The organism is Mycobacterium heckeshornense (assembly GCF_016592155.1).
GTDB lineage: Bacteria > Actinomycetota > Actinomycetes > Mycobacteriales > Mycobacteriaceae > Mycobacterium > Mycobacterium heckeshornense.
Genome location: NZ_AP024237.1, coordinates 1155096 through 1181378, shown reverse-complemented (window position 1 = coordinate 1181378; position 26283 = coordinate 1155096). Strand labels below are relative to the sequence as shown.

General features: G+C 66.5%; 25 protein-coding genes, 1 tRNA gene and 4 pseudogenes. 12 read left to right on the top strand and 18 right to left on the bottom strand.

Annotation, left to right across the window (positions count from 1 at the left end; genetic code table 11):
• Nucleotides 1-96 precede the first annotated feature (96 nt).
• From MHEC_RS05740 to MHEC_RS05715, 6 genes and pseudogenes are all read right to left on the bottom strand, one after another.
• Nucleotides 97-464 (bottom strand): annotated as a pseudogene (locus MHEC_RS05740) (IS110 family RNA-guided transposase); the annotation flags it as partial.
• An 82-nt stretch (nt 465-546) separates the two neighbouring features.
• Nucleotides 547-1683, bottom strand: a complete 1137-nt coding sequence (locus tag MHEC_RS05735; RefSeq protein ID WP_372507337.1) for a cystathionine gamma-synthase — start codon at nt 1681-1683, stop codon at nt 547-549.
• 124 nt (nt 1684-1807) lie between these two features.
• Nucleotides 1808-2257 (bottom strand): TM2 domain-containing protein, encoded by a 450-nt coding sequence (locus tag MHEC_RS05730; protein WP_048892547.1) that lies wholly within the window; start codon nt 2255-2257, stop codon nt 1808-1810.
• 58 nt (nt 2258-2315) lie between these two features.
• A pseudogene (locus MHEC_RS05725) lies at nt 2316-2969 on the bottom strand (RDD family protein); the annotation flags it as partial.
• Nucleotides 2970-3139: 170 nt separating this feature from the next.
• Nucleotides 3140-4534, bottom strand: coding sequence for a cystathionine beta-synthase (locus tag MHEC_RS05720; RefSeq protein WP_048892546.1), 1395 nt, complete (start codon nt 4532-4534; stop codon nt 3140-3142).
• A 59-nt stretch (nt 4535-4593) separates the two neighbouring features.
• Nucleotides 4594-5667, bottom strand: a complete 1074-nt coding sequence (locus MHEC_RS05715) for an alpha/beta hydrolase fold domain-containing protein (RefSeq protein ID WP_048892592.1) — start codon at nt 5665-5667, stop codon at nt 4594-4596.
• A 248-nt stretch (nt 5668-5915) separates the two neighbouring features.
• Between MHEC_RS05715 and MHEC_RS05710 the strand changes: the two genes are divergently transcribed.
• Entirely contained in the window at nt 5916-6887 is a 972-nt protein-coding gene (locus tag MHEC_RS05710) for an SGNH/GDSL hydrolase family protein (RefSeq protein ID WP_048892545.1), read from the top strand.
• Nucleotides 6888-7135: 248 nt separating this feature from the next.
• Nucleotides 7136-8353: an acetyl-CoA C-acetyltransferase gene (locus MHEC_RS05705; protein ID WP_048892544.1), complete on the top strand. Its 1218-nt coding sequence runs from the start codon at nt 7136-7138 to the stop codon at nt 8351-8353.
• Nucleotides 8354-8481: 128 nt separating this feature from the next.
• On the opposite strand, the gene MHEC_RS05700 is transcribed toward MHEC_RS05705, so the two are convergent.
• On the bottom strand, nt 8482-9333 hold the full coding sequence (locus MHEC_RS05700; protein ID WP_048892543.1) for a Bax inhibitor-1/YccA family protein: 852 nt from the start codon (nt 9331-9333) through the stop codon (nt 8482-8484).
• Between the two features lie 201 nt (nt 9334-9534).
• Here MHEC_RS05700 and MHEC_RS05695 point away from each other — a divergent pair, with 201 nt between their 5' ends.
• A complete protein-coding gene (locus tag MHEC_RS05695; RefSeq protein WP_048892591.1) occupies nt 9535-10572 on the top strand; it encodes an enoyl-CoA hydratase/isomerase family protein in 1038 nt (345 codons plus the stop codon).
• A gap of 11 nt (nt 10573-10583) precedes the next feature.
• The gene (locus MHEC_RS05690) at nt 10584-11366 is read left to right on the top strand and encodes an enoyl-CoA hydratase (protein WP_048892542.1); all 783 of its coding nucleotides are present in this window, start codon (nt 10584-10586) and stop codon (nt 11364-11366) included.
• On the opposite strand, the gene MHEC_RS05685 is transcribed toward MHEC_RS05690, so the two are convergent.
• Together MHEC_RS05685 and MHEC_RS05680 are read right to left on the bottom strand one after the other, a co-directional pair.
• Nucleotides 11353-11733 carry a rhodanese-like domain-containing protein gene (locus tag MHEC_RS05685; protein ID WP_048892541.1) on the bottom strand — a complete coding sequence of 127 codons (381 nt, stop codon included), beginning with the start codon at nt 11731-11733 and terminating at the stop codon, nt 11353-11355. The two genes, MHEC_RS05690 and MHEC_RS05685, sit on opposite strands and share 14 nt — an antisense overlap.
• Nucleotides 11730-12278: a cupin domain-containing protein gene (locus MHEC_RS05680; RefSeq protein WP_048892540.1), complete on the bottom strand. Its 549-nt coding sequence runs from the start codon at nt 12276-12278 to the stop codon at nt 11730-11732. The genes MHEC_RS05685 and MHEC_RS05680 overlap by 4 nt, the downstream gene beginning before the upstream one ends.
• Nucleotides 12279-12454: 176 nt before the next feature.
• Between MHEC_RS05680 and lpqV the strand changes: the two genes are divergently transcribed.
• Nucleotides 12455-12832 carry a lipoprotein LpqV gene (lpqV, locus tag MHEC_RS05675; RefSeq protein WP_162490238.1) on the top strand — a complete coding sequence of 126 codons (378 nt, stop codon included), beginning with the start codon at nt 12455-12457 and terminating at the stop codon, nt 12830-12832.
• 65 nt (nt 12833-12897) lie between these two features.
• Nucleotides 12898-13992: a patatin-like phospholipase family protein gene (locus tag MHEC_RS05670; protein ID WP_099869126.1), complete on the top strand. Its 1095-nt coding sequence runs from the start codon at nt 12898-12900 to the stop codon at nt 13990-13992.
• On the opposite strand, the gene MHEC_RS05665 is transcribed toward MHEC_RS05670, so the two are convergent.
• From MHEC_RS05665 to MHEC_RS05635, 7 genes are all read right to left on the bottom strand, one after another.
• A complete protein-coding gene (locus MHEC_RS05665; protein ID WP_048892589.1) occupies nt 13979-14857 on the bottom strand; it encodes a patatin-like phospholipase family protein in 879 nt (292 codons plus the stop codon). The genes MHEC_RS05670 and MHEC_RS05665 overlap by 14 nt on opposite strands.
• Entirely contained in the window at nt 14854-15729 is an 876-nt protein-coding gene (locus tag MHEC_RS05660) for a class II glutamine amidotransferase (RefSeq protein ID WP_048892538.1), read from the bottom strand. The genes MHEC_RS05665 and MHEC_RS05660 overlap by 4 nt, the downstream gene beginning before the upstream one ends.
• Before the next feature lie 15 nt (nt 15730-15744).
• A complete protein-coding gene (locus MHEC_RS05655) occupies nt 15745-16212 on the bottom strand; it encodes an SRPBCC family protein (protein WP_048892537.1) in 468 nt (155 codons plus the stop codon).
• 60 nt (nt 16213-16272) lie between these two features.
• A complete protein-coding gene (locus MHEC_RS05650; RefSeq protein ID WP_048892536.1) occupies nt 16273-17904 on the bottom strand; it encodes a long-chain fatty acid--CoA ligase in 1632 nt (543 codons plus the stop codon).
• 101 nt (nt 17905-18005) lie between these two features.
• Nucleotides 18006-19040: a beta-propeller fold lactonase family protein gene (locus MHEC_RS05645; protein WP_071700500.1), complete on the bottom strand. Its 1035-nt coding sequence runs from the start codon at nt 19038-19040 to the stop codon at nt 18006-18008.
• A gap of 477 nt (nt 19041-19517) precedes the next feature.
• Nucleotides 19518-20261, bottom strand: a complete 744-nt coding sequence (locus tag MHEC_RS05640; protein WP_235434895.1) for a sensor domain-containing protein — start codon at nt 20259-20261, stop codon at nt 19518-19520.
• A 268-nt stretch (nt 20262-20529) separates the two neighbouring features.
• Nucleotides 20530-20603 (bottom strand) — tRNA-Leu (locus tag MHEC_RS05635).
• A gap of 84 nt (nt 20604-20687) precedes the next feature.
• Between MHEC_RS05635 and MHEC_RS05630 the strand changes: the two genes are divergently transcribed.
• The 6 genes and pseudogenes from MHEC_RS05630 to MHEC_RS05610 all read left to right on the top strand — a co-directional run bounded on the left by MHEC_RS05630 (nt 20688) and on the right by MHEC_RS05610 (nt 24328).
• Entirely contained in the window at nt 20688-21011 is a 324-nt protein-coding gene (locus MHEC_RS05630) for a DUF732 domain-containing protein (RefSeq protein ID WP_048892534.1), read from the top strand.
• A gap of 476 nt (nt 21012-21487) precedes the next feature.
• Nucleotides 21488-21784: pseudogene (locus MHEC_RS24010) on the top strand (PE family protein); the annotation flags it as partial.
• A 285-nt stretch (nt 21785-22069) separates the two neighbouring features.
• The gene (locus MHEC_RS24005; protein WP_235434909.1) at nt 22070-22333 is read left to right on the top strand and encodes a PE/PPE C-terminal domain-containing protein; all 264 of its coding nucleotides are present in this window, start codon (nt 22070-22072) and stop codon (nt 22331-22333) included.
• A gap of 57 nt (nt 22334-22390) precedes the next feature.
• A pseudogene (locus MHEC_RS24785) lies at nt 22391-23585 on the top strand (PPE family protein).
• 132 nt (nt 23586-23717) lie between these two features.
• The gene (locus MHEC_RS05615; protein ID WP_003920670.1) at nt 23718-24014 is read left to right on the top strand and encodes a WXG100 family type VII secretion target; all 297 of its coding nucleotides are present in this window, start codon (nt 23718-23720) and stop codon (nt 24012-24014) included.
• 29 nt (nt 24015-24043) lie between these two features.
• Nucleotides 24044-24328 carry a WXG100 family type VII secretion target gene (locus MHEC_RS05610; RefSeq protein WP_048892512.1) on the top strand — a complete coding sequence of 95 codons (285 nt, stop codon included), beginning with the start codon at nt 24044-24046 and terminating at the stop codon, nt 24326-24328.
• A gap of 68 nt (nt 24329-24396) precedes the next feature.
• Here the strand turns inward: MHEC_RS05610 and MHEC_RS05605 are convergent, their stop codons facing one another.
• Nucleotides 24397-25764: a PPE family protein gene (locus MHEC_RS05605; protein ID WP_048892824.1), complete on the bottom strand. Its 1368-nt coding sequence runs from the start codon at nt 25762-25764 to the stop codon at nt 24397-24399.
• 20 nt (nt 25765-25784) lie between these two features.
• Nucleotides 25785-26096, bottom strand: coding sequence for a PE family protein (locus MHEC_RS05600; RefSeq protein WP_048892825.1), 312 nt, complete (start codon nt 26094-26096; stop codon nt 25785-25787).
• Between the last annotated feature and the right edge of the window lie 187 nt (nt 26097-26283).

The window sequence follows — 26283 nt, the reverse complement described above, 5'->3', positions numbered from 1 at the left end:
TTGTCAGGCAACAGGATTGCTCATAAAGCGTTCGCGGGTCACTGCCACGCGCTGCCGCCGCCAGGCTCGATTCGGACAGTTGTGGAGGGCGCAAGTTTCTCGGGCCGCCTCCTGCTCGGCGCTGGGAACCGTGACCTCCACAATCTGACCCAAATGCAGCAACCGGGCCAGATGCGCCGCATCACGGGCATCGGTCTTTGACCCGATCCCCGGTCGGGCGTTGCCGCTTCGACGCAACGGCCACCAGACACACCACCCCAGCCGCCACCAGAAAGCGCGCCAGACCCAACCCCGTCGGGCCAGCCTCATAGGCCACCGCGACCCGGCCCGGCAACGATCGCAACCACTCCAAAATCTCCTGATAATCCGGGGGTATCTCCGTCCAACGCACACCCAACCACCGACCGCGCATGCACATCCAAACCAACACCCGAACGCTCAACCTTCACTGGGGCCTCCCACATCGTGTGGCCCTACCAGCCAGGACCCGTTTCCTGCCGGCAACCCACGTTCACCTGTGAGCGAGGCCCCAGCCCCCCATACCGTCTAGCTCAGGGCCTGCTCGAGGTCGGCCAGCAGATCGGAAACATCCTCAATACCCACCGACAGCCGTACCAAGTCGTCGGGAACCTCGAGCCGCGAACCCGCCGTCGACGCATGTGTCATTGCGAACGGATGCTCGATCAGTGACTCCACCCCACCCAACGACTCGGCCAGGATGAACACCGCGGTGTTGGCGCACAGCTCCTCGGCCGCTCGGCGTCCGCCCCGCATCCGCACGGAGACCATGCCGCCGAAACCGCGCATCTGCCGCGCGGCGACCTGATGGCCCGGATGACTGGACAGCCCTGGATACAACACGGTGCTGACCGCTGGATGCCTGGCGAGGAAATGCGCGACCGCCGCGCCGTTTTCGCTGTGCCGCTGCATCCGCAACACCAGCGTCTTCAGGCCGCGCAGCGTCAGGTAAATGTCGAACGGGCCCGGCACCGCGCCGGCCCCGTTCTGCAGAAAGCCGAACGCCGCGTCGAGCTCTTCATCGTCGGTGACCAGCGCGCCGCCCACGACATCGGAGTGCCCGCCGATGTATTTGGTGGTCGAATGCAGCACGATGTCAGCACCCAGGGTCAACGGCTGCTGCACCGCCGGTGACGCAAACGTGTTGTCCACCAACACTTTTACGGAGCGTTCCCGCGCAATGTCGGCGATTGCCCCGATATCGGCGATCGATAGCAGCGGATTGGTCGGCGTTTCCACCCAGATCAGTCGGGTCCGCGGAGTGATCGCATCGCGCACCGCGTCGAGATCAGCGAAAGTTACCGGCGTGTAGTCGACACCCCATGCGGTGAAAACCTGGTCGATCAGGCGGAAAGTACCCCCGTAGGCGTCGTCCGGGATCACCACGTGGTCGCCCGGGCGCAGCATTGCCCGCAACGCACAGTCGGTGGCGGCCATCCCGGAACTGAACGCGCGGCAAAATCTGCCCTCCTCGACAGCCGCCAGCGCCGCTTCCAGCGCCGCCCGCGTTGGGTTACCGGATCGGGAGTAGTCGAATTCTCCGCGCAGGACACCGACGCCGTCTTGAGCGAACGTGCTGCTGGTATTGATCGGAGGGTTGACCGCACCGGTCAGAGGGTCCGGTGAATAGCCGGCGTGAATGGCCCGGGTAGCGAGCCCCGGCATGCGACGCTTGTCGCCGTCACCGGCCGTAGTGCGCTGTCTGCTCATCGACGATCAAGCCTAATGGGGTCGACGAATCGCGGTCGCATCCGCCGAAGAAGCCGCAGGCACCGCCACCCACCGGACGCTAGCGCAGTTTGCGACCATGAGCGTCGGGAACCGCTGCGGTAAACATCATGATCGCGTCGACAAAGGCCCAAATCGCGACCCCGAACAAAATGGGGAACCCAACGAAGACGATAGTCAGCATCAAACCAATAATGGTGAGCGCCAACTGAATTCCCCCAATTACCGCCGAACCGATGTAGAAGCGGCCGACACCGAGCATGCCGACAAACAACTGCAGGCAGCCCGCGACGGCCGCTGACTTGTCGGACAACGGCTGTCCCGTGGCGGGATCACGCCCATACGGCGCTCGAGGATCAACCGCGTACCCAGAGTACGTGGAATAGCCGTACGGCTGACCGTAATACCCCGGGTGCCAGGACGCCGGCGGCACGGGTGCGTTCGGAAAGCCGTACGGATCGGGGTCCCGCCATTCCGGCTGTCGGCCGAGTGGCCCAGGCGGTGTCGACATGGTACCGACGGTGTCCTTCGCTTTTGTTATGCGATCCCACAAATGGTCATTGCGCGCGTCACGGTGTCGGTGGCCGAATCGTATCGGCCGAGGGTTCGCTCGGCAGGCAAACCGTCGACATGATCTTGTCGGCGATGGTTTGCCGCTTGGCGTCCCACAGCGGCAACAAATAGCCGATATAGCAGATGACCGCGTCGATGAAATGTGCGAGTTGACGTGCGATGGACAACCCGAATCCGATTGGCTGGCCGGTATTTTCGCTCACCACCTTGAACTTCATGACCGTCTTGCCAATGCTCGAGCCGGTGATGCCCTGCCGATAGCCGTAGTTCCAGATGAGATAGGCCAAACCCACCAGCACCGCCAACCAGAATGTCGTCATACCCACCGCGGAATAGCCACTGGCGCAGACCTGGTCGACGTCGTATCGCGAGATGTCGGTGATGCATGCCGTCTGTTCGGTGCCGACCAGCACGAGCCAGCCGATGGAGATGATGATCGCGTAGGGGACGAAGTCGACGACGAAGGCCATGACTCGGGTGCCCCACGGGGTATAGGCGTGCGGCGGCAAACCGCGAATCACCGGGCCGGGCGGCGGCGGCACGAATTCCCCGGAAGGCGGTGGGGGCGGCGGGTATGCGCCGCCGGGCGGCGGAGGCGGATGGCCGCCTTGGGCGGGATGCTGCGGATCAGGACCGCCGGGCGGCGGGGCGGGTTGGTCGGTCATGAAACGCCTTCCACGGACATGGGATGACCTGCACTCGGCGGCATTACGGTACCCGACGAGCGGTCGGCGCGAGCGCGCTCAGCGCAAGGCCGACCCCATGGACCAACCTCTGCGTTGATTTGCTAGCCGAATTAATTTGCCCGCCAGCGGTTCCGCTACCTGCGCCGTGGACCCTCGGACAGAAAGCCCAGCAAATCATGGCGGGTGATCACCCCGACCGGTTTGCCTTCTTCCACGACCATCAGCGCATCGGCGTCGCGCAGCGCCTTGGCTGCCGCGCTGATCAGCTCACCGGCGCCGATCATCGGCAGGGGCGGGCTCATATGCAGGCCAACCGCGTCCGCCAGCTTGGCGCGGCCTTCGAAAACGGCTGATAACAGTTCCCGTTCGGACACGCTGCCGGCTACCTCGCCGGCCATCACCGGCGGCTCGGCGCCGACGACGGGCATCTGGGAAACCCCGTACTCGCGCAAGATGCCGATGGCGTCGCGGACGGTCTCGGACGGATGGGTGTGCACCAGGTCGGGCAGTGCGCCGGATTTTCCGCGCAGCACGTCGCCGACGGTGGGTTGTTCCATCGAGCCGTCGAGGCGGCTGCGCAAAAAGCCATACGACGACATCCACGCGTCGTTGAAGATCTTCGACATATAACCGCGGCCGCCGTCGGGCAGCAGCACGACGATCAGCGCGTCCGGTCCGGCATCTTCAGCGACTTTGAGCGCAGCCACCACCGCCATCCCGCACGACCCGCCGACCAGCATGGCTTCTTCGCGGGCCAGCCGCCGGGTCATCTCGAACGAATCCGCGTCGGACACCGCGATCACCTCGTCGGGCACGGACGGGTCGTAGGCCGCCGGCCAGAAATCCTCGCCGACGCCCTCGACCAGATACGGCCGTCCGGTCCCGCCGGAGTACACCGACCCCTCCGGGTCGGCGCCGATCACTCGCACTGTTCCCCCGGACACCTCTTTGAGGTAGCGCCCCGCACCGGTGATCGTCCCACCCGTTCCGATGCCAGCCACGAAATGCGTGACCCTGCCGTCGGTGTCGGCCCAGATTTCCGGTCCGGTCGTCTCGTAATGGCTGGCCGGCCCGTCGGGATTTGCGTATTGGTCCGGCTTCCAGGCGCCGTCGATCTCGGTGACCAGCCGGTCGGACACGCTGTAGTAGCTGTCCGGGTGGTCGGGCGGCACCGCCGTCGGACACACCACGACTTCGGCGCCGTAGGCCCGCAGCACGTTCTGCTTGTCCTCACTGACCTTGTCGGGGCAGACAAACACGCACTTGTATCCCCGCTGCTGGGCCACCATGGCCAGCGCGACACCGGTGTTGCCCGAGGTCGGTTCGACGATGGTGCCACCCGGTTTGAGTTGACCGCTGGCCTCGGCGGCGTCGATCATCTTGATCGCGATCCGGTCCTTGGCACTCCCCCCGGGGTTGAGGTACTCGACCTTGGCGACTACGGTTGCGGCCCCAGCCGGCACGACGGAATTCAGCCGAACCAGTGGTGTGTTGCCGATGAGCTCACTGATGTGCCGGGCGATCCGCATGCAGTCATCGTCTCAGGCGGCTTGGACAGCCGCGCAACGGCTTGGCCGGGGCGTGGCAATTAGTCGGTGGCTTCGCGGATGTATTCGCCGATCTGGCGCAAGGAGCGCGTCGCCTCGGGTATCACCGGGGCGGCGAGCTGGAAGTCGTGAATCTGGCCGGGCCAGATCCGCACCTCGGTCGGCACACCCACGGCAGCCAACCGTCGAGCCGCTAATCGGGCGTCGTGCAATAACACTTCGGAGCCCGACACGTGGATCAATGTGCGCGGCAGTCCGGGTTTGAGTTCGTCGAGCGGCTCGTAGAGTTCTTCGGGCTTGCCATTGACGGCGTGCTTAGCAGCGGCGCTGGCCACCAGCGCGACCAGCGCGTCAAACGTCCGCGACGCGAACATGGCGTCGGTCTTGATATTGGGATGTGCCTGTTTGGGTTCTTTGGCCAGCTGCAGCAGTGGCGAGATCGCGACCATGGCCGCGGGTTTTTCGCCGACCTCCTGCAGCCGCTGCGCAAGGGCCAGCGCCAGATAGCCGCCCGCGGAATCGCCCGCCAACACGATCCGGTCGGGCTGATACCCGCGCAGCCGCAGCCAACGGTAAGCGTCGTGGCAGTCGTCGAGGGCCATTCCGACGGAGTGCCTGGGCATCAGCCGGTAGTTGACCACCAGGATGGGCGAATCTGCGTATCGCGAGATCGCGTTGACCACCCTGCTGTGCGAGTTGACCCCGCATGTCAAGAAGGCGCCGCCGTGCAGATAGAGCACCACCCGCCGCTTGCCGTCTGCTGGCAGCACCCCGGGTGCACGCACCAGTTGCGCTGTGGCGTGCGGCAAATCGACTGTGGTGCGGACCGTGCCGGGCGTCGGCAGCAAGAGCCGGCACGCGAAGTCGATCAGACCGAACGGCCACCGCACATGCGGCACCCGGCTGCCGACCGCCAACACGGGGCGGATCGTCAGCCGCGACGCCAGCCACAGCAGCCGACCCGGCAAGCTGGGGCCGGTCTCGATGACCTCGACGGGAACGGCGTCGCCGACGGCAATTCGGCGCGGGAGCGGGCGGAGCGCGAGCGTTCCGTACAGAGAGGGGCCGGGTCGGCTACCGCGGGGCGATCCGGACACCATGCTCGGTGCGGTCATGCTCAACACTCCCTACGCCGTTGTAGTGCGGTACAGCATGTCGACGAGGTAGCGAAGCGACCGGTTCATCTTCGTCGTATTTCGCTGTACCCGCCCGGGGCGCTCAGCCAACCTCGCAGACTTAGCTTGACACTCTTACAAACTTCAACATTCAAAGAGTCTGATTCGATACCAGATCTGGTTCGGGCCGTGATCGCCGCGAGCCGCGCTTACCAGGTCGGCGGTCGTGCGCGCCTTAAACTGGTGACGTGGAGATACGCGCGCCACGTCGATCGTTGATCGCGCTGGCCGCAGCGGGTGCACTAGCGTCGACCGGAACGGCCTACCTGGGCGCACGCAACCTGCTGATCGGCCAGGCGCGGCAGGCGCGCAGCGTCATTCCAAAGGCCTGGGATCCCCCGCCCCGCGCTGACGGCGTGTACACGCCCGGCCGCGGGCCGGTTGAGCGGTGGCATCGTGGCGTGCCCTTCGACCTACACCTGATGGTCTTCGGTGATTCGACAGCGACCGGCTACGGCTGCCGAACCGCCGACGAAGTTCCCGGCGTGCTGCTCGCGCGTGCGCTCGCCGAACGCACCGGCAAACGGGTCCGGCTGAGCACGAAGGCGATTGTGGGTGCCACCTCCAAAGGGCTGTCCGGCCAGGTCGACGCGATGTTCGTGGCCGGACCACCACCGGACGCGGCGGTGATCATGATTGGCGCCAACGACGTCACCGCCCTCAACGGCATCGGACCCTCGGCGCGTCGGCTGGGCGCCGCCGTGTGGCGGCTGCGCGCGAGCGGCGCGGTGGTAGTGGTTGCCACCTGCCCCGATTTCGGAGTGATCACCGCGATTCCGCAGCCGCTGCGCTGGCTGGCGCGCACCCGTGGTCTGCGGCTGGCGCGCGCCCAGGCCGCCGCCGTTCGAGCCGCCGGAGGGGTGCCAGTGCCGCTGGCGGATTTGCTCGTGCCGCACTTCCGGCGCTCCCCCGAGGTGCTGTTCTCCGAAGACCGCTACCACCCCTCAGCCGCCGGTTATGCGCTCGTCGCCGACCAACTGCTGCCGGCGTTGTGTTCCGCCTTAGGCGAGTCGACCCGCGGGTTGGCGGCCGAATTACCGTCAACGTCCGGTTCGGCGCGAACCGGTCTGGGTCGGGCCCGTCTTCGGATCGTGTCGCGGCTGTGGCGTCGGCCCACCACCGGTGTACCCGCACCCGTCGTCGTACCTACCGGCGGCTGACCCCACAACCGACTCCTCCTCGGGCCGCTCCGCGGCCCGCATCGTCGTCGCGCTCGGTTCGATCGCCCGACTCCTCCTCAGGCCGCTCCGCGGCCCGCATCGTCGTCGCGCTCGGTTCGATCGCCCGACTCCTCCTCGGGCCGCTCCGCGGCCCGCATCGTCGTCGCGCTAGATTCGCTTTAGCCTGGCCACGCACCGTATGCCGGGCCACATCCGGTCTAACCCGCATCCGCTGGAGGGAGCCGATCGTGCCGGAAGCCGTCATCGTGTCAACTGCCCGCTCGCCGATCGGCCGCGCCGCCAAGGGATCGCTTGTCAGCATGCGGCCCGACGATTTGGCCGCCCAGATGGTGCGCGCGGCGCTCGACAAAGTCCCCGCGCTAAATCCTCATCAGATCGACGACCTATTGATGGGCTGCGGGCAACCCGGCGGTGAGTCTGGGTTCAACATTGCCCGCGTCGTCGCCGTTCAGCTGGGCTATGACTTCCTGCCCGGCACCACCATCAACCGCTATTGCTCGTCGTCGTTGCAAACCACGCGGATGGCCTTTCACGCCATCAAGGCCGGCGAAGGCGACGCGTTCGTTTCCGCCGGTGTTGAAACGGTGTCGCGATTCGGCAAAGGCACTGCGGACTCGTGGCCGGACACCAAGAACCCGGTTTTCGCCGAGGCCCAGCAACGCACCGCCGCAGCGGCCGAGGGCGCCGACGAATGGCACGATCCACGCGCCGACGGAGCACTGCCAGACATCTACATCGCGATGGGCCAGACCGCGGAAAACGTTGCTCTGCTGACCGGGATCAGCCGCGAAGACCAGGACCGTTGGGGCGTGCGCAGCCAGAACCGGGCCGAGGAGGCGATCAAGAGCGGGTTCTTCGAGCGCGAGATCGAGCCGGTCACCCTTCCCGATGGGACCACGGTCAGCGTCGATGACGGCCCCCGGCCAGGCACCACCTACGAAAAGGTGAGCCAGCTCAAGCCGGTGTTTCGGCCCAACGGCACCGTCACCGCAGGCAACGCCTGCCCGCTCAACGACGGCGCCGCCGCAGTGGTGATCACCAGCGACATCAAAGCCAAGGAGCTCGGGCTCACCCCGCTGGCCCGCATCGTGGCCACCGGGGTGAGCGCGCTTTCACCAGAGATCATGGGCTTGGGGCCGATCGAAGCCACCAAGAAAGCCCTGGCCAATGCCCGAATGTCGCTGCGCGACATCGACCTGTTCGAGATCAACGAAGCCTTCGCGGTCCAGGTGATCGGCTCGGCTCGCGAGCTGGGTATCGACGAGGACAAGCTCAACGTGTCTGGCGGGGCGATCGCGCTGGGCCACCCGTTCGGCATGACCGGTGCACGCATCACCGCCACGCTGTTGAACAACCTGCAGACCTACGACAAGACGCTCGGCCTGGAAACCATGTGCGTCGGCGGCGGTCAGGGCATGGCGATGATCGTCGAGCGGCTGTCGTAATTTCGCCCGACGCTTCGAGCGTGCATCCAGGGCGGCCACACGCCAGAAATCCCGCCCCCAGCGCACATTCGGCGCAGAGAAAAGCCGGCACGCGCCTGTCGGGCGTGCCGGCTTCGCGTCCAGCACAGCTAATCGTTCTGCAGGTAACTCAGCAGACGCAGGATCTCGATGTAGAGCCAGACCAGGGTCACGGTCAAGCCGAGGGCAATGCCCCACGCGGCCTTCTCCGGCGCCCCGGCGCGCACCATCTGGTCCGCCGCGTCAAAGTCGATAAGGAAGCTAAACGCCGCCAGACCAATGCAGACCAGCGAGAAGATGATGGCCAACGGCCCGCCGCTGCGCAGGCCCAAGCCCTCACCGTGGCCGACACCGAACATGCCCAGGACTAGGTTGCCGATCATCAGAGCCAGCACGCCGAACAACCCGGCAACGATCATGCGGGTGAATTTCGGGGTGACCCGGATGGCGCCGGTTTTGTAGACCACGAGCATGCCGAAGAACACCCCGAGGGTGCCCAGAATCGCCTGTCCGATCAGCGCTCCGGCGCTGGTGGACGACACCGCGATGTTGGCCAGCACAAATGAGATGGCACCGAGGAACAGGCCCTCCAGTGCCGCGTAAGTCAGCACGATCCCCGGGTTGTCCTGCTTGCGCCCCAGGGTGGCGATCAGCACCAGGGCCAATCCGCCGAACCCGCCGATAAAGGTGAACGGCGCGGCCCACGCAAGGTTGGCCGCCACCATGAAATACGAAGCAATCGCAACCGCCGACAGCACCGCCAGCGTCACACCGGTCTTGGTGACGACGTCGTCAATGGTCAGCGGACGGGAAATACCGGTCCGCTGGTCGTACGGAGCCACATAGGGGTCCGCCTGATACCCGTACTGGGTCGCGGCGCCGGCAGCGCCAGTGCCGAACTGCGCGTATCCGCCCCTCTGCTTCGGCAGCGAACGAAATACCGGGTTGCTAGTCTCCCGCACCGTCGGATCCTCTCTTGAGCTGTGGCTTCGAGCTGTGCGAACACCTGGACAACGATCAGCGGCTCGACCGGGTTCCCTGGCTGGGATGTCCTGACGTCGCTGTCTAGCTAAACCTTACCCGCGGGCGCCCCGCCGCGGGCAACGATCTAGATTGCTGATCAGTCTGGCGTGCACGAAGCGACACGAGGGGAGACCACGCGCGTGACGGGCGAATCCGACGAGATCCTGACCCGCATCCACGACGGTGTCGGCATCGTGACCCTCAACCGCCCCAAGGCGATCAACTCGCTGACCCAGAACATGGTCACCGCGTTCAGCGCAATTCTCAGCGATTGGGAACACGACGACGCGGTGCGCACCGTAGTTCTCGAAGGGGCCGGCGAGCGCGGATTGTGCGCCGGAGGCGATGTCGTGGCGATCTACCACAGTGCACGCGCCGACGGCGTTGCGGCACGGCGATTCTGGCGCGACGAATATCAGCTCGACGCGCAGATCGGCCGTTTCACCAAGCCGTATGTGTCGTTGATGGACGGCATCGTGATGGGCGGCGGTGTCGGTGTGGGCGCGCACGCCAACACCCGAGTGGTGACCGATACGACGAGCATGGCGATGCCGGAGGTGGGCATCGGATTCATTCCCGACGTCGGCGGCACCTACCTGCTGTCGCGGGCGCCCGGATCGCTGGGCCTGCATGCCGCACTGACCGGCGCGCCGTTTTCCGGCGCCGACGCCATCGCGATGGGATTCGCCGACCACTACGTGCCGCACGCCATGCTGGACGCGTTCATTCGCGCGATCATCGCCGACGGCGTCGAACGGGCGGTCGCTGGCCATGCCGTCGAACCACCACCCAGTGACCTTGCAGCCCAACAGGATTGGATCGACCAGTGTTATGCCGGCGACTCCGTGGCCGACATCGTCGCCGCGCTACGCGGCCATGAGGCCTCCGCCGCCAACGACGCCGCCGACCTGATCGCCACCCGCTCGCCCATCGCGCTGTCGGTGACACTGGAGGCGGTGCGCCGCGCCGCAAAGCTGGACACCCTCGAGGATGTTTTGGTTCAGGACTACCGGGTGTCGTGCGCTGCACTGCGTTCCCACGATCTGGTCGAGGGCATCCGCGCCCAACTGATCGACAAGGACCGCAACCCGAAGTGGTCCCCGGCATCGCTCGACGAGGTCAGCGCAGCTGACGTTGACGCCTACTTCGCACCGGTCGACGACGACCTGAAGTTCTAGAAAGGCAGCACATGACCGAAAAAGACTGGGCAACCATCCTGGTCGAACGCGACGGACGCGTCGGTACCATCACGCTGAACCGGCCGCAGGCGCTTAACGCGCTAAACAGCCAGATGATGAATGAAGTTACCTGTGCAGCAACAGAATTCGACGGCGATCCGGATATCGGCGCGATCATCATCACCGGTTCGGCGAAGGCATTTGCCGCCGGCGCGGACATCAAAGAGATGGCCAGCCTGACGTTCGCCGATGTGTTCGACGCTGACTATTTCGCCACCTGGGCCAAGCTGGCCGCGGTGCGCACCCCGACGATCGCCGCGGTGGCGGGACACGCACTCGGCGGCGGCTGCGAGCTGGCCATGATGTGTGACCTGCTGATCGCCGCTGACACAGCGAAATTCGGTCAGCCCGAAATCAAGCTTGGCGTGTTGCCCGGTATGGGCGGCTCGCAGCGGCTGACTCGGGCCATCGGCAAAGCCAAGGCCATGGACCTCATCCTGACCGGCCGAACCATCGATGCGGCCGAGGCCGAACGCAGCGGTCTGGTCTCGCGTGTCGTGCCGGCCGACGACTTGCTCACCGAGGCCAAGGCCGTCGCCACTACCATCGCGCAAATGTCGTTGTCGGCGACCCGGATGGCCAAGGAAGCCGTCAACCGTGCGTTCGAATCCACCCTCGCTGAAGGACTTCTCTACGAACGCCGGCTATTCCATTCAGCTTTCGCGACCAGCGACCAGTCCGAGGGTATGGCGGCGTTCATCGAGAAACGCCCCGCAAACTTTACGCATCGTTGAGCACACCGGCGTCTACCAGCGCCCGAAAGCCGCCGACCACATCGGTGGCCCGGCGTAGACCCAGGTCTTGCAGCGCGGCCGCGGCCAGACTCGACGTGTAGCCCTCCGAGCAGATGATCACCCACTCGACGTCGTCGTCGACGGCGTGTGGCAGCCGAGCGTCGCTGGTCGGATCGCATCGCCATTCCAGGACGTTGCGTTCAACGACCAGCGCGCCCGGTATCTCCCCTTCGACGGCGCGCTGGGCCTGCGGACGGATGTCGACGAGCACGGCGCCGCGGCGGATCGCGCCGGGCAACTGCTCGGCGGTAAGCCGGCACAACCGGGCCCGGGCGTTACCAAGCATCCGATCTATCCGGCTGGTCATGGCATCAGGTCGGTCAATTCGGTGCGCCGGCGGCGCAACGTGTTGCGTTCAGTGACGTCGTAGTACGACATCGCGGTCAGCGGAGGCGAGTACGCATGCACGCTCAGTGTCGGGCCGGCCGGCGCAGCGACCGGCGGCGGAGCCCACACCACGTCGTGCACCCAGCCCAGCGGGAACCCGGCTTGATCGCCCGCGTGCAGCCGCCGACACCGCAGTTGATCGCCCTCCCAACGGAATTCGTCGAGAGAACCGGACAGCAACGTCAACGCCCCCAGCGACCCGCCGTGGTCATGCAGCTCGGTGGCATGCCCGGGCACCCAGCTGATCAGCCAGATGTCGAGTTCTTCGTCACCGTGGATGCGGCTGAACCAGCGCTCGTCAGCCGGCACCCCGGTCGGCGGCAGCAGATGGTCGTAATGGCCGCTGAGCACGCTGTCGGCGGCCCGATCCGTCGCATACAACAGGTCCGGCACCCGTAGCCGGGTGGGGCCGGAAACCGGCGGGAAACTGGCTGTCCGCAGCACGGCGGGGTTGGCGGGAACCATGTAACAACTCCGGGGAAAGGTAAACGGATCTGGGGTCGGCGAGTAGTTAGGGCCGACAACACTCCAAAACCCTGGCGCCCTCCATCACGGCAACCAGCCTTGCATACATTGACACCGTGCGCTGGCGTCGATATCGCTCACGGGTGCGGGTCGCCATTGTTGCCGCGGGCCTGCCGATGATTGCGAGCTGCGCCTCAGCCGACCACGAGGCCACGGCACCTCCGCCCGCCACCTTGGAGCCCTTGCCCGCGACGAGTCCGCCGCCGCCGGGTGCCATCGGCGTCTCGCCGGGCGGGGTCACCACCAAGGTCGACGTGCCCGCTGACTCGTCACAGGACGAATACGCGCTGGCCTGCCGCGCCGCCAAGCAGTGGATGGCCAGTCGTGGCGGCGACCCGCACACACAGATCGAGCCGTATCTGGCGACCCTGCAGTCGCCGACCGCAAAGCCCGGCACGGCCACGTTCAACCGGCCGTGGGCGCAGCTGACGCCCGGCCAGCAAGCGGCAGTGATCGTCGCGGTCCAGGCGGCCGCAGACGACCAGTGTGGCTAACCGTCGGCGTGCGGTGCAGTTCGAATCACACCTGAAAGAAAAGCGGTCGCGCGCAGAATGAAGTGATGCCTGTGGTCGATCCGGTGCGCTCGCGCGCCGCACCTCAGCCGGCCGCGCTTCGGGTGAGCAGCTCGTCGCGGCCGCGCGTGGCACTGGCGCTGGGCAGCGGTGGCGCGCGCGGATACGCCCATATCGGGGTGATCAATGAACTGCAGGAGCGCGGCTACCAGATCGTCGGGATCGCGGGTTCATCGATGGGTGCGCTGGTGGGTGGCCTGCAAGCGGCCGGAAAACTCCATGAATTTGCCGATTGGGCACGGTCGCTGACGCAACGCGCCATCCTGCGGCTGCTGGACCCGTCGATCACCGCGGCCGGCGTGCTGCGGGCCGAAAAGATCCTCGACGCGGTCCGCGACATTCTCGGCGACGTCACCATCGAGCAGCTGCCGATTCCCTACACCGCGGTGGCCACCGACCTGCTGGCCGGCAAGTCCGTGTGGCTGCAGCGGGGCCCCGTCGACGAGGCCATCCGGGCCTCCATTGCCATTCCGGGCGTCATCGCACCGCACGTCGTCGACGGGCGGCTTTTGGCCGACGGCGGGATTCTCGACCCGCTGCCGATGGCCCCGATCGCCGCGGCCAACGCCGACCTGACCATCGCGGTGAGCCTGAGCGGCAGCGAAAGCGACGGCACTCGCGAGCCGGAACCACGCGCCACCACCGAGTGGCTGAACCGGATGGTGCGCAGCACCTCGGCACTGTTCGACGCCAACGCCGCCCGGTCGCTGTTGGACCGGCCGACGGCGCGTGCGGTGCTCGGCCGGTTCGGCGCATCGCTTCCCGAACCCGACGACGAGCCTAAGGCGGCCAGCGGCGACGAGCCAACCGACCTTGCGGAGGCGCCGGTCGAGGTGCCGAAGCTGGGCAGCTTCGAGGTCATGAACCGCACCATTGACATTGCCCAGGCCGCGCTGGCGCGCCACACACTGGCTGCCTATCCGCCCGATTTGTTGATCGAAGTGCCCCGAACCGTCTGCCGCGGTTTGGAATTCCACCGGGCTGCTGAGGTGATCGAAGTGGGCCGAACACTGGCCGTCGATGCGCTGGATAGCTTGAACGTCGACGCCGACGACCCTGCGCCGCCGGCTAGCGAGAGCTGAGCGCCGGCTCGGTGCCGTTCAGGAACGCGGTGAGCGCTGCTGCTTCTCGCCGCCCTTGTGCCCGCCCGGCTTTCGCCGACGCTACCCGACAGCGTGGATCTAGCGGGTTGACCCCGAACGCGGCCAGCGAGTCGTCGTCGGCGAACACACCGAATGCCGCACCGTCGAATGCTGCGACCTCGGCACCCGGACCGGCGCCAAACGGCGACGGCGCCGCCGCACCGGACGGCACCAGGACCACCGCCACATCACAGTCGGCGGCGATGTCGAGGTTGATGCCGCTGGCGACCCCGCCGTCCATGTAACGCCGCTCCCCGATCGCCACCGGTGGCCACGCCCCAGGCACCGCACAGCTGGCAGCGACCGCGTCAACCAGGTCCACTCCCGACTCACGGTCGAATACCACGCGCTCACCGGTGGCGACGTCGATCGCGGTCATGCGGACATCGCGGTGCGGCCAGTCGTGCGACGGCAGGCGGCGGGCGATCACCTCGCGGCGGACCGGCTCGGCCACGGTTTCGGTCGCTGCGGCGATCGCCCCGATTCGCTGCAGCTTCTGCCGCGTGGTTCCTGGTTGCGTGATGGCGGTGACGAAAAGCTCGGTGATGGTCTCGACGCCGACACCCGGGTCCAGTTCGGTTGACGACGGGGCGACCTGCCGCGCGTATAACTCGTCGAGGGCCAAACCGCTGCTGATCTGTGCTGCCACCGCCGACCCGGCCGATGTCCCGACCAGCACGTCGGAGTCCAGCAGCATTCGCGCGGTTTCCGGTGACTGGTCAGCGATGCCTTGCAAAATGCCTGTCTCCCACGCGATTCCGGCTACTCCTCCGCCTGCCAGGACGAGCCCGCGTTTGGCTGTCATGTCCACCGCGCCGACGTGTGCTGCGCTGCCTGCGCCGCCGAACTCAAATCATCGCGGCGCAGCTGGTGGCGGGGCGGGTCGGGTAGCACCACATCGCGGGTGACCTGCAATGCGGCGTCGACATGGACGAGCTCCCCGGGCGCGATCAGGTCCCATCGCGGGTCGACATCCATCGGTTCACTGGCGAACACCACCGACGGAGCGGCGCTCAGATGCTCTGAGCGTGCGCGAATCAGGTTGGTGCGCAGGTGAAATCCTGTCTTCAGTGGAAATTCACGGCGGTCCAGAAGATAGAGCTCGTGCGGTTCGGGGTAACGCAGGGCCCACACATCGGTGGCAGTGCTCAGCAGCACGTTGACCGCATAGATCGGCACGTTGACCGCCAGCCATTGCACTGCGTCGATGAGACCGGTCCACACATCACCGCCACGGGCACGGATTGACGCGGTTATCAACGCGAACATGCGCTCCGAATCGGTTTGGCCCAACACAAGATCCGCGGTGCCGACCTCGCGGAGCCGGTCGTCGAGCGCATCTAGACCCTCAAGCACGCCGTTGTGGGCGAAGATGCGTCCGTCCTGCACGAAAGGATGGGTGTTGAGCACGTCGTGCGCCCCGGTTGTGGCGTAGCGCACGTGAGCGACGAAGGTGGTGCCGGTCATATCGTGGGCTTCGGTGGCGAAATCGGCGTCCCGCCAAGCTGCTATCGGCTGCTTGCGGACGTCGGGGCGACCTTGGCCGTCGAAGACACCGAGCCCGGTGCCGTCCGGGTTCCGCCGGCTCTGGGCGGCGAGGTTGTCGGGAGCGTCGAGCAGCCAGAAGGTGGCGGTCACGACATTCGTCCCGGCATGCAGTCCAAAGAGTCGACACATGCTGCCGACGGTAGTTCAGCCCACCAGCTGCGCGGACAGCTCCTCCAGCGCCCGGCGTGCGTAGCCCTTCCATAGCCGGCCCAGTATCGGCAACGCGAGCGCTGCCAGCGGGGACCTCGGGTGAAGGGTCCACCGCCAGGCGACCACGGTCCCCGTGCCCACCGGCGTGAAGGTCCACTCACCCTCGACCAAATCGACCAGCGGCGCCATCGGCCCCTTGATGTCGGTGAGCGTGTAGCCGAACGACCGTGGCGGGTCAACGCTGGTCAGCTGCTCGCGCATGCTGCCGCCACCGACCAGCACCACCGTTCGGGTCTGGCCGGCGGCATCCCACTTGCCCACCTGGTCGTGCACCCGTTTGACCGGCGGGATCGGCCCATACCAGCGGCGAAAGATGGTCGGTAGCGGTCGTGGCAGCGTGCCGGCGAATGCGTCGTCGATGCTGACGGGGATTGCCCGCGATTGTTCGACCACCAAAGCCATCAGGCCAGGTTAGCGTGAGCAGGCGGCGGCGGCGAAATGGCGGCTGAGCGTCTGCTCGCCCTAGTCGCGCACCTGGGTGACCTGGTAGCCGTTCTCGGCATAGCGGGCGCGGATGGCCTTCTTGTCGTACTTGCCGACGCTGGTGCGCGGGATCTGGTCAACGAACGTCCACCGCTCTGGCAACCACCACCGAGCTACATTGTCCGCCAGAAACTTTCGCAGCTGACCCGCATTCGCCGCAGCGCCTTCTTTGAGGACCACAACGGCCAGCGGCCGCTCCTGCCAACGCTCGTCGGGTACGCCGACGACCGCGGCCTCGACCACATCCGGGTGCCCGATCAGGCGGTTCTCCAACTCGACCGACGAGATCCACTCCCCGCCTGATTTGATGACGTCCTTGGCGCGGTCGGTCAGCGTGATGAAGCCCCGCTCGTCGATGCGACCCACATCGCCGGTGCGCAACCATCCGGAGGCAAACTTCGACTGGTCGTGCCCCCGGTAGTAGGACGCGGCAATCCACGGGCCACGAACCTCCAGCTCGCCGACGGCCTTCCCGTCGTTGGGCAGTATGTTGTCGTCGTCGTCGACGATGCGGGCCTCCACCCCGCACACGGGCTGGCCCTGGGTGGCGCGCAGCAGCCAATGCTGCTCGTCCGGCGTTCCGGGTGGAGGCCACGCCATGGTGGCCATCGGCGATGTTTCGGTCATGCCCCACAGCTGGCGAATCTGAACGCCGTGCTTTTCCTCGAAAGTGCGCATCAGCGACAGCGGGACAGCCGAACCACCGCAGGCGACCACCCGCAGCGATGACAGGTCGTGGTCGGGATCCTTGTCCAGGTAGTGCAAGACGTCGTTCCAGATGGTGGGCACCGCACCGGCGACCGTGGGCCGGAGCTTTTCGATCATATCGATCAGCGACCCGGCGTCCAGGTGGCAATCGGGTAGCACCAGATCGGCGCCGGCCATCAGCGCCGCATACGGCAACCCCCACGCGTTGGCGTGAAACATCGGCACAATGGGCAGCACGCAATCGCTGGACCCGACACCAATTCCGTTGGCAGTGCAGGCCGCCATGGTGTGCAGAAAGCTCGAACGATGGCTATACACAACGCCTTTGGGGTTTCCGGTGGTGCCGCTGGTGTAGCACATAGCGGCGGCCGAGTATTCGTCGATGTCTGGCCAGGCGAATTCTGCGCGCTCGCCGCTGAGGATTTCGGTGTAGCGCAGCACCGCCTTGCCGGCCCCTTCGAGCGGCGCGATGTCCCCGTCTCCGACGGCGATCACGGTGTGCACCGTCGAAAGACGCGGCAAGATCGGCGCGAGCAGTGGGGCCAACGACGTGTCGACCAGTACGACTTGGTCTTCGGCTTCGTTGGCGACGAAGACCACCTGGTCGGCAAACAGCCGGATGTTGAGGGTATGCAGTACCGCACCCATCGCCGGCACCGCCACATAGGTTGTCAGGTGCTCGGTGTTGTTCCACATGAACGTGGCTACGCGCTGGTCCGCGGTGACGCCGAGGCGGCGCAACGCATGCGCCAACTGGGCCGCCCGCTGGCCGAGCTCACGGTAGGTGCACTCCTGATAGCCGTCGCCGGTCGCGGTGGTGACCTTGCGGGCGCCGTGGACGCCGGCCGCGTGCCTCAGGATGGCGGTGATTGTCAGCGGAAATTTTTGCATGGTGCTCTGCATCGACGTACCGCCCTCGCTTGCTGTTCGGTCGCGCGAATGCTAGCGCCGAGACGCCCGATTGGTGTCTAGTTCCCGCCAGAAGGCCTAGTCAACCACGCCGGTTACGTCAACGCCGGTTCAAGCTGCGGCAATGCGTGCCGGCCCGGCCCCGCGGTGTGGTTGTCTTCGGCGGGCAGGATCGCTAACGCTGTCGCCGGGTCGATCGACACCGCGGTCACCGCGCCGGAATAGTCGGCGACATAGAGGTAGTGGCCGCCCGGGCTTTCCGCGACGCATGAGGGCTGCCTGCCCACTGCGATGGTGGCGACGACGTCCTGGGTCAGGGTGCACAGCACGCTGACCCGGTCCTCGCCGACGAGGTAGGCGCGATCGCCGTCGGTGCTGAGCGCCAGCTGCGTGACCAATGCCCCGGTCTGGCTGAGCTTGCGCGTGCTGATGATCGTGTTGCTGCGTGTATCGACGATGTCAACCACCACGCCGAAACCGACGTCGCTGCTGGCGATATAGGCCGTAGCGCCGTCCGGGCTTATCGCGACATCGCGGATGGCACAACCGATTTCGATGGTGTCGACGACACGCTGGCGGTGGGTGTCAATCACCACGACTTCGCCGCCGGCGGGCCGCTGAGTCGTGGCGTAGACAAGCTGCCCATCCGGGGTGAGGCGCAGGCATTGCGTGGTGGTGCCCGCCCGGGCGCCGATGTCGATCGCGTCAATTCGCCCCGTCGCAGTGTCGAGGACGGCGACGTCGGCGCCGCCGGCTGCGGTTCGGCTCATATAGATGCGCCTGCCGTCGCTGTCGACCGCCAGGTCAGTCACTGTCATGGCCACCGGATGTGAGGCGACGACGCTGTTGGTCTCCAAGTCGATGACTGCGATCGCGTCGTATGCCGGTGAAACCGTGCTGAGGTACGCGTGGCTGGGGTCAGCGGGGCTCATGGCGATGATGAACGGTTCGTTGATCCCGGTGATCGTCCTCACCCCGGCCCAGGTGCCCGTCTCGATGATCGACACGCTGTCATCGCCAAGGTTGCTCAATATCAGCCGGTCACCGTCGGGGCTGGCCACGATGTCGCTGATGGGTCCGCGGTGTACGGCCATTCCGGCAACGATCGCGAACTTCGACGTGCTTCCCATGCCGACGGCTGGCCCGTCATCGCCAAGCCAATTGTGTTTCAGATAACCCACATCGACACCAGCCTTTGCTGTACTTGTCGCACTTCGACGCCACGCGACAAGGGTCACCGCAGCATGACGACCGGAATATCCCCTATTGAAAGGATTTCGGCGCCCTCGGCGCCGCTTCCGGCCGAGTCTAGCGGCCAATTTCTTCACGCAACGCCCGCATTTCGACGCCTACCCTGCCGGTGTCGCCCACAAAACCTCACAGTCCGCTTAAATATCGATCCGTCGGGACGAATGGTTCGCCGTACAGCGAACGCACTAGCGCCGTCTGTCAGGCTTTTGCAGGTTGCTCGCTAATCTCCGGGCGATGTGCGCAGCGACACTAAGCGTTAAGAGATCGTTCAGTATCGGTGCCGACAAAGAGGCGAAAGTCACATCCGCGGCATTGTCGCCTGGAACGCAGCTTCGCCGAACCGGGCAGGTCGGCGGTTACGGCATGGGCACTCTGCGGGCGATTTGGTTGGCGATGTCGACCGCCGTGTTCTTCGGGTCGGCGCTGCAGGTGTTGACGTCGATGACGACGTTGTTGCGGGCTGTCAGCGCCCGCCCGCAGGCCCAGCCGGGTGCGTTGGCGTTTTGCTGGGTTGCGGTCGTGCTCAGCATGCCGTTGGTGTTGGAGATCGGCCCCACATCCCACACCGTGTGGCTCTGGGTGTGGGTGTACTGGTGACAGGCCGACCACTGGAGCCCGGATGCGGCGACGAAGGTGCTGGCCTGCTTGGCGGACGGAAACAGCACCACCGCCTGCTCGACGAAGTGGGTGAAGTTATCGCCCTCTTGCAGCGTCTCGTCCCGCTCGGCGGTGTAACCGCTTTTTTCGTAGACCTTCTCCTGGGCTGAACCATCGACGGCCAGGCATTCCTTGGGCTCCATCGTCGCGCTGTCGTCAGACATCTGGGTGCGGTATCTCGTCACCTTCATCTCGGAGGCACCCATGACGGCGTTGACCTGATCGGCGCTGAGCAGCAGCCCCTTCAGTCCGACCTCGCTGATCGGTGGCGCTGTCTTCGACTTGGTGGTGGTGGGCCTCGGCTTGAGGCTGCCTTCGTGGCCGCCACCGCCGCACGCGGCGGCGAGAACGCAGATGCCCGCGACGGCGCCCGCGGCCGTCAGAGAGCGTAGGTGTCCGTTTCGCATCCCCGCCGTGACCCCCAACCGATCAGCGCCACACACCACCCCTGCTGAACTGCTGGTCAGAAATTTACCTGTATTGAGCCTACCGCGGCCGAAGGCGGACAATGCCGCGAATTCGCGCGTTGCCCGCGCCAACATGTCATTTCGCACAGCCCGGGCAGTTTGCCGAATCGCACGCCGAATTCTGGCAAACCCATGGCGTCGCAGGATCGGAATCCCGCGCGTCGAGCAAGCCGCGGGGTTATCTCGGCGCTCGTCGGGCGCCACGGGTCAGTCCAGCCGCTTCCCGAGGCACGGCTGGCCCCGGTGCCCCCAGTCGGACTCGAACCGACACTGGACGGATTTTAAGTCCGCTGCCTCTGCCAATTGGGCTATGGGGGCTTGGCAGTTCTGAAGCGTATATGGGGCGGGCCGCAGCGGACCCGAAGCACTGCCAACCGGGCAGGCCGGCAGTAGCATCTCGCCATGAACCGACGAGCGGCCGGGTTGTTCTCAGTCGCCATGTCGGCGGCCATAGGGGTGCTGGGCGGCGGCGTGGCGCATGCCGATGCGACCGACAGTTCGTTTTTGCACGCCCTCGACCAAGACGGTGTCACCTATCAAGACCCGGCGCGGATCATCAACTACGCCAAGGCCGTCTGCGACGCGCTCCATTCCGGACGGCCAGCAGCCGAGCTGGTCAACCGTATTCAGTCGGAAAACCCGAAGTTGACCCAACAAGGTGCGAGGTATTTCGTTGCCGACGCCGTGGCCCACTACTGCCCCGAACTGAATACCGCCAAGCCATAGCTGGACGCTATGGTGTGCGAAACATGTTGCGCTGCTGTGCAACTCAGTTGCCAGAACTGTCAATCCACCAGGTCGATGACTATTGCTTCGATCCGGCGCCTTCGTTGCGGCCGACATCAGGCAGACCGGCCTGAGCGTCGCGGCATTCAGGAGCTCGACACCGCGACGAGGACTTAAAATTACCGAACCGTTACGGCAATCTCACCTCATGTCGGTGTCACGGCGCATTTGTGATCGGTCGTCCCATCTCGCCACAATCACGTTCGGATCGCGCTTTTCGCTGGCTTGGCAGTCGGTTTCCCAACCTGCGTGGCCGCCATCAAAGCGTTAAAACTCCCCACGAAACCGTTAAGGAGCCGTTAACGGAACATCACAGGTGCTGCTGCGCGGAGGACCGTGGAGTCGTGGCATCACTAACCGGAAACGACGGCCGGCGAACGACTTGACCGATCGGCTTGTCCGCGCAGGAGTAATCCATGTCGTACGTCACCACGCTGCCTGAGGCGCTGTCGGCTGCCGCGGGCCAGCTGCAGGGAATCGGCTCAGCCCTGGCTGCCCAAAACGCCGCCGTGGCGGCTCCGACCACGGGTGTGGTCCCGGCGGCCGCCGATGAGGTGTCGGCGCTGCAGGCAGCACAGTTTTCTGCCTACGGCAGCTTGTACCGGGCGGTCAGCGCCCAAGCCATGGCGGTTCACGAGATGTTTGTCAACACACTGGGCGCCAGCGCTGATTCGTACGCGGCCACTGAAGCTGCCAACGCGGCCGCCGCCGGTCCGTCCGTCTCTGGGCTTTCGCTGCTCGGGCTGTTGACCGGTCAGGGATCTTATGGGTTAGTCCCCAGCGCGTTGAGTAACGGCGCCATCGTCGGCGCCCTGCAGGCCGGGAACTTTGGCTCCGCCGCATCTGACCTCATCCAGGCCAGCCCCGCCGCGGGCACTGCTGCTGTCACCAGTGGGACCGTCGCGGGGGCCGAGGCTGCCGATTCCGCCACGGCGGCCGCAGCGGGAGCGACGAGTGGCGTAGGGCCGGCGGGGGCGGTTGGCGCCGGTGCGGCGCCGGTGTTGGCGAGTGCGGGTCAGGCGTCTGCGGTCGGGCGGTTGTCGGTACCGCCCAGTTGGGCCGGAGAAGCCACGTCGGCGTCAAGCGGCACCCCGGCGCGGCTGGCCGGTGCGGGCTGGACGGCCGCTGCACCCGATAGCGCGCCCGTCGCGACAGTGCCGGCCGGGATGCCGTCGGTGGCCTCGGCTGGCAAAACCACCGGATTCGGGGCGCCGCGCTACGGCGTCAAACCCACCGTGGTGCCACGCGCGGCGGTCGGTTAGGGATCGGGGCCCCTGGTCTTTGCCATAAGCGCAATCGGTCGAACGGGGATGGACGAGATGGACTTTGGCGCGTTACCTCCGGAGATCAACTCCGCACGCATCTACGCCGGGCCAGGATCGGGCCCGCTGATGGCCGCCGCCGCGGCCTGGAACAGCCTGGCCGCCGAATTGGCTTCCGCGGCATCGTCGTACCAGTCGGTGATCTCGTCACTGACGAGCGAGGCGTGGACGGGCCCGTCGGCGGCGGCGATGGCCACCGCGGCGGCGCCCTACGTGGCCTGGCTCCATACCACCGCCGCGGCCGCTGAGCACGCCGCCGGTCAGGCCGCCGCCTCCGCAGCCGCCTACCAGACGGCCTTTGCGATGACGGTGCCGCCGCCGGTGATAGCAGCTAACCGGGCTCAGCTGGCCGCGCTCGTCGCGACGAACTTCCTCGGGCAGAACACGCCGGCGATCATGGCCACCGAGGCCCACTACGCCGAAATGTGGGCCCAAGACGCCGCCGCCATGTACGGCTATGCGAGCTCCTCGGCGAGCGCCGGAATTTTGCAGCCGCTGGCCCCGCCCGCACCGAATACCAACCCCGGTGGGCTGGCCGGCCAAGTGGCCGCAACCGCGACCGCCGGCACGCAGACCGAGCTGTCGCAGCTGGTTGCCGGCCTGCCTAACGCCGTCCAAGGACTGGCCTCCCCGCTGGCCGGATCTGCCTCCGCGTCGGGGGGGTGCAAGCGGCTTTCTGTCCGATTTCATCAACTCCACCCAGAACATCGGGATTTGGAACGCGACCCAGACCTACACGGCGGCAGTGGGCAACATCGGGGCCTGGAACATGTTCGCCGGCATCGCGAGAGGCATCAGTTCTGCCGGAGCCGGGCCGGGCGTTCCCAGTGGCACCGCCGCAGCTGTCGGCCCGGGAGGCCTTACTTCAAGCGCCGGCGGATCGATGCTGGCAGGCCAGACCGGCCCGGCGCGCTCCGGCGGGGCACCGGTGTCAGCGGGCGTGGGCCAAGCCGCCACCGTCGGCAGGTTGTCGGTGCCGACCACCTGGTCGGCGGCCACCTCGGCTGGCGACACCGAGGCCGCATTCCCCGGTTCCGGTTGGACCAGCGCCGCCGAGGAAACCTCGCCGGTGGCGGCCATGCCGGCCGCCATGCCCTCGGTGGCCTCCGCCAGCCGCGGGGCCGCCGGCTTCGGGGCTCCTCGCTACGGCTTCAAACCGACCGTGGTAACTCGCCCAGTGGTCGCCGGCTGACCATAAAAAGAAGGAAAAGGGAAAAAATATGTAACCTGTCTGAAGCCACCGGTTCAACGCCGGGCCGTACTCTGTCCATACGGCTGCTGCGGCGCAGCAATCTTTGACGAATTCGAGCCAAGGAGTTGTCACATGCCAACTCGGTTTATGACCGATCCGGACCAGATGCGGGCGATGGCGGGCCGTTTCGACGTGCACGCTCAGACCGTGGAGGACGAGGCCCGCAAGATGTGGGCGTCGTCGGTCAACATTGCCGGTGCCGGCTGGAGCGGGTCTGCGCAGGCCACCTCCTACGACACCATGAGCCAGATGAATCAGGCGTTTCGCAACATCGTCAACATGCTGCACGGGGTGCGGGACGGGCTGATCCGCGACGCCAACAACTACGAGGCCCAAGAGCAGGCGTCCCAGCAGATCCTGAGCAGCTAGCCACCAGAGCCGTTAGGAGGACTTAGACCATGACGATTAACTATCAGTTCGGCGACGTCGACGCGCACGGTGCCACGATTCGGGCGCAGGCGGCGGCGTTGGAGGCCGAGCATCAGGCGATCATCCGTGACGTGCTGGCCGCCGGTGATTTTTGGGGTGGCGCCGGGTCGACGGCGTGCCAGCAGTTCATCACCGAGCTGGGCCGCAACTTCCAGGTGATCTACGAGCAGGCCAACGCCCACGGCCAAAAGGTGCAAACCGCCAGCAGCAACATGGCCAGCACCGATGCCGCCGTCGGCTCCAGCTGGGCCTAACCACCAGCCGCAGACGTAGCCCGCACGTCGATCCGGTGTGCGGGCTACGTCGTTGTCGTGCGGGCGATCTACCCGACCATCGGCGAACGCGCAACCACTTTGGGACGCAAGCCGATTTGCTGAATCGCGCCCTCGACTTCGCGTCCAGCCAGATTAGCAACGGACATCTTGGGCGCACCCGGCCCGCCTGCCGGTGTCGCCGGGACGGCGCCCAGGCCGCTCCCCGGCAACGGCATGGCGCTCGCCTGGCTCACGCTCCCGGCTGAAAGCGCGTCGCCCCACCCCTGCGGCACCGACAAGACACCCACCGAGCCCGCCTGGCCAACGCTGGCCGACGCCCCCGCAGCACCCAGCCCGCCCAAGCCGGTCCCGGGTGCCAACCCCGTCGCACCGCCTACGCCGCCCAGCGATCCCGGCGGCAGCGCTCCCAGCGGCCCCAGGCCTCCCGACTCGGTGAGCTCGTCGGCGCCCAGGAAGTCAATACCAACGCCGATCAGGTCCAAACCGACGCCGCCGCCGTCCAAACCGCCGGCGGCGGCCGCGTCGATCTCCAGACCCACCGTGTCCTCGATCAGACCCAACTCGTCGGCGCCCATGCTGGACTGGAGACCGGCCAGCGCGTTCGCACCAAATGCCGCGCCGTTCCCGGCACCCTTGACCGCTCCTTTGCCCGATGTGCCGGTCAGGCCCGCAAGGGCACTAGCCGGGGCAGACGCCCCCGACGTGGTCATCGAGGCCGCCTCACCCATCGCCAGCTGCGACACCCCCGGCGACGACGAGCCTGGGGACGCGAGTGCATGCAGGGCCTGGGGCACCGTCGACAACGGTGACATCGCCCTGCGCACATGGGTAGCTGCCGAGTCGCCAGCCGCGTGGGCGACGGCCGCGGCCTGGGCGACCGGCCCGCTCGGGTTGGTGTTCTGCTGCGGCGGCGTGAACGGCACCAAGGTCGCGGCCGCGGCCGAACTGCCGGCATAGCCGTACATGGCAGCGGCATCCTGGGCCCACATCTGGGCGTACTGGGCCTCGGTGGCCATGATCGCCGGAGTGTTTTGCCCGAGGAAATTCGTCGCGACCAGCGCCGCCAGCTGAGCACGGTTGGCGGCGATCAGCGGCGGCGGCACCGTCATTGCGAATGCGGCCTCGAATGCACTCGCGGCCGCCCTGGCCTGGTTAGCCACCTGCTCGCACTGGGCCGCGGTGGCGGTCATCCAGGCCAGGTAAGGCGCCGCCGCTGTGGCCATCGCCGAGGATGCCGGGCCCTGCCAGGAGCCAGCGGTCAGGCCGGTGATCACCGACTGGTAGCAGTCCGCGGTGGCGTACAGGTCGGCGGCCAGCCCGTCCCAGGCGGCGGCGGCTGTCAGCATCGGGCCTGCACCCGGTCCGGCATACATCCGGGCAGAGTTGATCTCCGGTGGCAGCGCACCGAAATCCATCTTGGTTGGCCTCCTGTTTGCTAGCTGGCTGCGATCGCGTTGGCGGCCTCGGTCGCGGCATACGATGCGGCGCTGGTGCCCAGGGTGCTGACGAACAGCTCGTGAACCGCCGCCGCCTGGGCACCCACGGCCTGATAGCTGGCGGCGTGTGCGGCGAATTGGGCGGCAGTCAGCGCCGACACTTTGTCGGCCGCCGCCGGAATCACCTCGCTCGTCGGGGCGGCCGCGGCCGCATTTGCCGCGGCCAGTGCAGCGCCGATGCTGTCCAAATCACTCGTCGCTGCCAGCAGCTCTTCAGGGTGCGTGGTGATGAATCCCGCCCCGAAAGTCATTGAAGACTCCTAATTTCTGCTTACAAACCCGCCGCAGTTGGCGACGGCAGTCCGGTGCCAGTTCTGGGCCTCGGCCACCTGGAGTCCTTCTATTCATCAGTAGGACTCATGGCTACACGCCCGAAACCACTTCACGCACAACTCATTAGGCTCACTTGCCTGAGCCACTTCGCGGTATCCGCGCAAC

Excerpts from the sequence above, each read along its gene's own strand:
- MHEC_RS05645 (WP_071700500.1), bottom strand. The coding sequence starts at position 19,040 with ATGGGAAGCACGTCGAAGTTCGCGATCGTTGCCGGAATGGCCGTACAC.
- MHEC_RS05605 (WP_048892824.1), bottom strand. The coding sequence starts at position 25,764 with ATGGATTTCGGTGCGCTGCCACCGGAGATCAACTCTGCCCGGATGTAT.
- MHEC_RS05665 (WP_048892589.1), bottom strand. The coding sequence starts at position 14,857 with ATGACAGCCAAACGCGGGCTCGTCCTGGCAGGCGGAGGAGTAGCCGGA.
- MHEC_RS05720 (WP_048892546.1), bottom strand. The coding sequence starts at position 4,534 with ATGCGGATCGCCCGGCACATCAGTGAGCTCATCGGCAACACACCACTG.
- MHEC_RS05650 (WP_048892536.1), bottom strand. The coding sequence starts at position 17,904 with ATGCAGAGCACCATGCAAAAATTTCCGCTGACAATCACCGCCATCCTG.
- MHEC_RS05655 (WP_048892537.1), bottom strand. The coding sequence starts at position 16,212 with ATGGCTTTGGTGGTCGAACAATCGCGGGCAATCCCCGTCAGCATCGAC.
- MHEC_RS05715 (WP_048892592.1), bottom strand. The coding sequence starts at position 5,667 with ATGACCGCACCGAGCATGGTGTCCGGATCGCCCCGCGGTAGCCGACCC.
- MHEC_RS05735 (WP_372507337.1), bottom strand. The coding sequence starts at position 1,683 with ATGCCGGGGCTCGCTACCCGGGCCATTCACGCCGGCTATTCACCGGAC.
- MHEC_RS05660 (WP_048892538.1), bottom strand. The coding sequence starts at position 15,729 with ATGTGTCGACTCTTTGGACTGCATGCCGGGACGAATGTCGTGACCGCC.
- MHEC_RS05610 (WP_048892512.1), top strand. The coding sequence starts at position 24,044 with ATGACGATTAACTATCAGTTCGGCGACGTCGACGCGCACGGTGCCACG.
- MHEC_RS05685 (WP_048892541.1), bottom strand. The coding sequence starts at position 11,733 with ATGACCAGCCGGATAGATCGGATGCTTGGTAACGCCCGGGCCCGGTTG.
- MHEC_RS05670 (WP_099869126.1), top strand. The coding sequence starts at position 12,898 with ATGCCTGTGGTCGATCCGGTGCGCTCGCGCGCCGCACCTCAGCCGGCC.
- lpqV (WP_162490238.1), top strand. The coding sequence starts at position 12,455 with ATGATTGCGAGCTGCGCCTCAGCCGACCACGAGGCCACGGCACCTCCG.
- MHEC_RS05680 (WP_048892540.1), bottom strand. The coding sequence starts at position 12,278 with ATGGTTCCCGCCAACCCCGCCGTGCTGCGGACAGCCAGTTTCCCGCCG.
- MHEC_RS05600 (WP_048892825.1), bottom strand. The coding sequence starts at position 26,096 with ATGACTTTCGGGGCGGGATTCATCACCACGCACCCTGAAGAGCTGCTG.
- MHEC_RS05730 (WP_048892547.1), bottom strand. The coding sequence starts at position 2,257 with ATGTCGACACCGCCTGGGCCACTCGGCCGACAGCCGGAATGGCGGGAC.
- MHEC_RS05615 (WP_003920670.1), top strand. The coding sequence starts at position 23,718 with ATGCCAACTCGGTTTATGACCGATCCGGACCAGATGCGGGCGATGGCG.
- MHEC_RS05690 (WP_048892542.1), top strand. The coding sequence starts at position 10,584 with ATGACCGAAAAAGACTGGGCAACCATCCTGGTCGAACGCGACGGACGC.
- MHEC_RS05630 (WP_048892534.1), top strand. The coding sequence starts at position 20,688 with ATGAACCGACGAGCGGCCGGGTTGTTCTCAGTCGCCATGTCGGCGGCC.